The following is a 3,983-nucleotide window of genomic DNA, read 5'->3' as shown; positions in this document are numbered from 1 at the left end:
CTACAAAGGATTATCTGGAGATTAAAAAAGGCAAGCTTGATACTAATGAAACTATAGTTGCTACGGCTAGCAATTTTCCAATATCTGAGATTGAGGTTGCAAAGCCAGGAGATGTCATCAAGCCTTTCGAGTACAAAGGCGGATATCTGATTGCTAAACTGAACGGCGTAGAGCAGCCTAGGCAGATGAGCTTTGAAGAAGCTAAGTCTTTGGCTTCTAAAGAATTTGAAACGAAAAAACGTAAAGAGCTACTTGAAAAAAGAGCTCAAGATGCGCTTAAAAATTTTAAAGGCGAAGATTTCGGCACGTTATCTCTTAATAGTAAAAACAATACCAAGCTGAGCGATGACGAATTTTATAAATTTCTTATCGATATGTTTAATAAGCCTGCCAAAGAAGGGATAGTGATGTTTGATAATAAAGCCGTAGTGTATAAAATTTCACAGCAGAGCCTAGGTAGCAGCGAAGAGATAGATAAAGAAAAAGCGATCGTAGCCGATAGAATAACCGCGTTATTAAATTCCAATCTACAAGACGATCTAACCAAAATGCTAGAAAAGCGCTATAAAACCGAAAGATATTTTAAAGGTAAAGACAGTGAGTGAGTATATTTTAGGTCTAGATATAGGCTCAACTAAAATTCGCGCGATAATCGCTAAAAATGATGGCATTTTTACGGTCTTAGGCGTTGGCGGAGCCGATACTTTAGGTATCAAAAAGGGTGTCATAACAAACATAGAGCAAGCCGCGGGCTCAATAAAGCAAGCGGTGAAAGCAGCGGTAAAAGGCGCTGGCAGAAGCTATGATAAAGCCATTATATCTATCTCGGGCTCATACGCCAAAAGCGTTAAATCTCGCGGTGTCATAACCATGGAAAATGAGATCGGGCTAGATGAAATAAAGCGTGCCATGCAGGTTGCCGAAGCGCAAGCAAATGTGCCTAGCGATAGCGTGATTTTGCATGTGCTTCCGTATGATTTCAGAGTCGACGAGCAGGAGCACATCGAGGATCCCCTTGGTATGAGTGGCACGCGCCTAGAGGTATCTACCCATATCGTCATCGCGCCGGAAAGCTCTATTAAAAATTTGAAAAAATCCGTCGAGATGGCGGGCGTAAAGGTAGATAACATCGTCCTTTCGGGCTATGCATCTTCTATATCTACGCTTAGCAAGGACGAAAAAGAGCTCGGCGTAGTGCTGATTGACATGGGCGGCGCTACATGCGATATAGTCATCCACCTGGGAAATTCCTTACGTTATAACGATGTTGTGATGTTTGGCTCCAATAACGTTACTAACGATCTATCGCGCGCACTACATACGCCGCTTCCGTATGCGGAAAATATTAAAATTACCTATAACGATCTGATTAACCAAGGCAATAGTGAAGTTGAATTACCTGCTTTAGGAGATAGCGAGTCGGAAAACCACATCATAAGCCTTGAGATCATCTCTCAAGTCATCCTCGCTCGCGTTAAAGAGACCTTCGATATGATAGCCGATAAGATCGAAAGAAGCGGCTATAAAGACCGCATAGGCGCAGGTATCGTGATCACCGGCGGCATGGCGAAGCTAGACGACGTGCGCGATTTAGCGGCGATAGTTTTTGATAACACTTCCGTTAGGGTTGCAAGAGCAAAGAGCGTGGGCGGCCTACACGAGATCGCCGACGATATTTCAAATTCTTGCGCACTAGGACTTTGCATGTATGGCTTTGGCGAATTTACCCCTTACGAGATGGACTCTAACGGCAAGCTCCGCTACAAGGATGAAGTCATAAACAAGGCTCCGAAGCGAAACGTGAACGAATATTATGAAAAAGAGGTCAGCAAGGCGATAGAAAAAGACGGCGTTAGAGCGGACGGCGGTGCGACTGTGGCTAAGAAGGAGGATTTAAATATCCAACTTCCCAAAAAAGACGGACAGAATTTTTTCAATAAAATTTGGTCGTCTATGAAAAATTGGTTTTAAATTTTAAGCTAAGGAGATACTCGTGAAAGGATATAGTATGGAAGAAAGAAAGGGCATCTACGGTGCCAAGATGAAGGTTATCGGCGTCGGCGGCGGCGGATGCAACATGATAAATCATATGATCCGCGAAGGATTTACCAAAACCGACGTTGAGCTTATGGTGGCTAACACCGACGCACAGGCGTTAGAAAAGTCGATCGCAAATACTAGAATTTTACTAGGTGAAAACACCACCAAAGGCCTTGGCTGCGGTATGGATCCAGCGCTTGCTAAGATGGCTGCGGAGGAGAACTATGACGATCTTAAGGACCGCTTGGACTACTCCGACATCGTTTTCGTGGGCTCCGGTCTAGGCGGTGGTACCGGTACTGGTGCTGCACCTATCGTCGCTAAAGCTGCGAAAGAGAAAAAAGCGCTAACTATCGGCGTCGTTACTACCCCTTTCGGTTTTGAGGGTAAAAAGCGCATGCGATTAGCACAAGAGGGTCTTGAAGAGCTTAAAAAAGAGTGCGATTCCATAATCGTTATCCCAAATCAAAATTTATTAAAGATCATCGACAAAAAAACCGGCCTAAAAGATGCCTTTAAGATCGTAGATAATGTCCTATTCCAAGCCGTAAACGGTATGATCTCCGTGATCTTAGAATCAGGCGATAGCGATATCAACGTCGATTATGCCGATGTCAAAAAGGTAATGACGCATCGCGGTTTGGCGCTTATGGGTATCGGCGTTAGCGAGGGCGATGGCGCGGCAGAGGAAGCGCTAAAAAGTGCGATCCAATCTCCGCTTTTGGATAACACCTCCATTCACGGCGCTATGGGCGTGTTAGTACATTTTAAGATGTCGCCTGATTGCTCCTTGCTTGAGATCGAATCTGCTATGAATATCATCGAAGATACCGTGGATAAGGATGCCGACGTTACTTGGGGTACCACCACCGATCCTAAGATGGAAAATAACCGCGTCGAAGTTACTCTCATCGCCACTGGCTTTGAGAGGAGCGTCGAGGAAAAAAAGCAGGTCGCCAGCGATAACGTAGCGGATCGTAGGAAGGCGCTTTTAGAGAGCATGGGTCGAAATTCTATCTTTTCTAGACAAAAGGTAAGTAGCGGCGATTTTAACGGAGACGAAACCTACGACGAGCTCGACGAGCCCGCATTCCTACGCAACCAGATGGACTAAATGCGCAGACGAGATAGGCAGCTAAGCGAAGATGAAGCGTTAAAAATCATCGACGAGAGCGAATACGCTACGCTTAGCTGCGTAGACGAGAGCGGCGAAATTTTTAGCGTGCCTATCTCACCGGTGCGCGATGCGAACGCCATTTATATCCACGGCGCGCCTGCCGGCACAAAGGCGAAACTCTTTCAAAACGGACGCGTGGTAACGGCTGTTTTTGTTAGCTATAACCGCGTTCCTACCCCAAGCGACGAAGAATACCGATCTATCGCAAACGACGCTGCCGCTTTAGGCTCTAGAGTTTATACGACGGAGTACCGCAGCGCGATCGCCGTTTGCGAAGCAAACGAAGTGTTAGATGACGAGCGTAAAATTTATGCCCTGCGAATACTTTGCGAAAAATACACCCCAAACTACATGTCGCGCGTAGAATTCGCCTCCAAAGCATCCCTAAAACGCACGAAAGTGTATGAGCTTAAAATAAAATCCGTAACCGGTTCCACCTTATCGGTAATCACACAAACCCGTTTCTTTATCGTCTGTCCAAAGAGGAAGTAATCCAGAATAATCCCGTTAAAGTAGGTTCCCAGGATAGAAAGCACTACCGCCTTCTTATCGAAGGCAAATACGGAGAGTGCCGCAATACAAAGTCCGGCAGCTCCCATTGCCTTCCCGAGATCCATGTGGAGGTATTTCTGGAGAAGCTTTGCCACGATATCGAGTCCTCCCGAGCAAGTATTTCGATTAAAGAGAATCGCCAGTCCGATACTGACAAAGAAGATATAGGCAATGACATCCAGAAGAATATCTCCTGTCATGGATTGGTTATTCG

General features: G+C 45.6%; 4 protein-coding genes and 1 pseudogene. 4 read left to right on the top strand and 1 reads right to left on the bottom strand.

Translation table 11 applies throughout. The features are described from left to right. The 4 genes from Q0256_RS11380 to Q0256_RS11365 all read left to right on the top strand — a co-directional run. A partial coding sequence (locus Q0256_RS11380) for a peptidylprolyl isomerase (RefSeq protein ID WP_297963205.1) occupies positions 1–605 on the top strand: 605 nt, incomplete at its 5' end. Beyond that, the gene (gene ftsA / locus Q0256_RS11375; RefSeq protein ID WP_297963203.1) at positions 598–1,971 is read left to right on the top strand and encodes a cell division protein FtsA; all 1,374 of its coding nucleotides are present in this window, start codon (positions 598–600) and stop codon (positions 1,969–1,971) included. The genes Q0256_RS11380 and ftsA, both read left to right, overlap by 8 nt. A gap of 22 nt (positions 1,972–1,993) precedes the next feature. Next, positions 1,994–3,154, top strand: coding sequence for a cell division protein FtsZ (gene ftsZ / locus Q0256_RS11370; protein ID WP_297963201.1), 1,161 nt, complete (start codon positions 1,994–1,996; stop codon positions 3,152–3,154). After that, positions 3,155–3,709, top strand: coding sequence for a pyridoxamine 5'-phosphate oxidase family protein (locus Q0256_RS11365; RefSeq protein WP_297963199.1), 555 nt, complete (start codon positions 3,155–3,157; stop codon positions 3,707–3,709). Here Q0256_RS11365 and Q0256_RS11640 read toward each other — a convergent pair. Further along, a pseudogene (locus Q0256_RS11640) lies at positions 3,691–3,969 on the bottom strand (YitT family protein); the annotation flags it as partial. The gene Q0256_RS11365 and the pseudogene Q0256_RS11640 overlap by 19 nt on opposite strands. Between the last annotated feature and the right edge of the window lie 14 nt (positions 3,970–3,983).

The organism is uncultured Campylobacter sp., assembly GCF_937949835.1.
In the GTDB taxonomy this organism is placed as follows: domain Bacteria; phylum Campylobacterota; class Campylobacteria; order Campylobacterales; family Campylobacteraceae; genus Campylobacter_B.
Note: the sequence above shows the minus strand (reverse complement) of the source record. Positions and strands in the feature narration are given on the sequence as shown.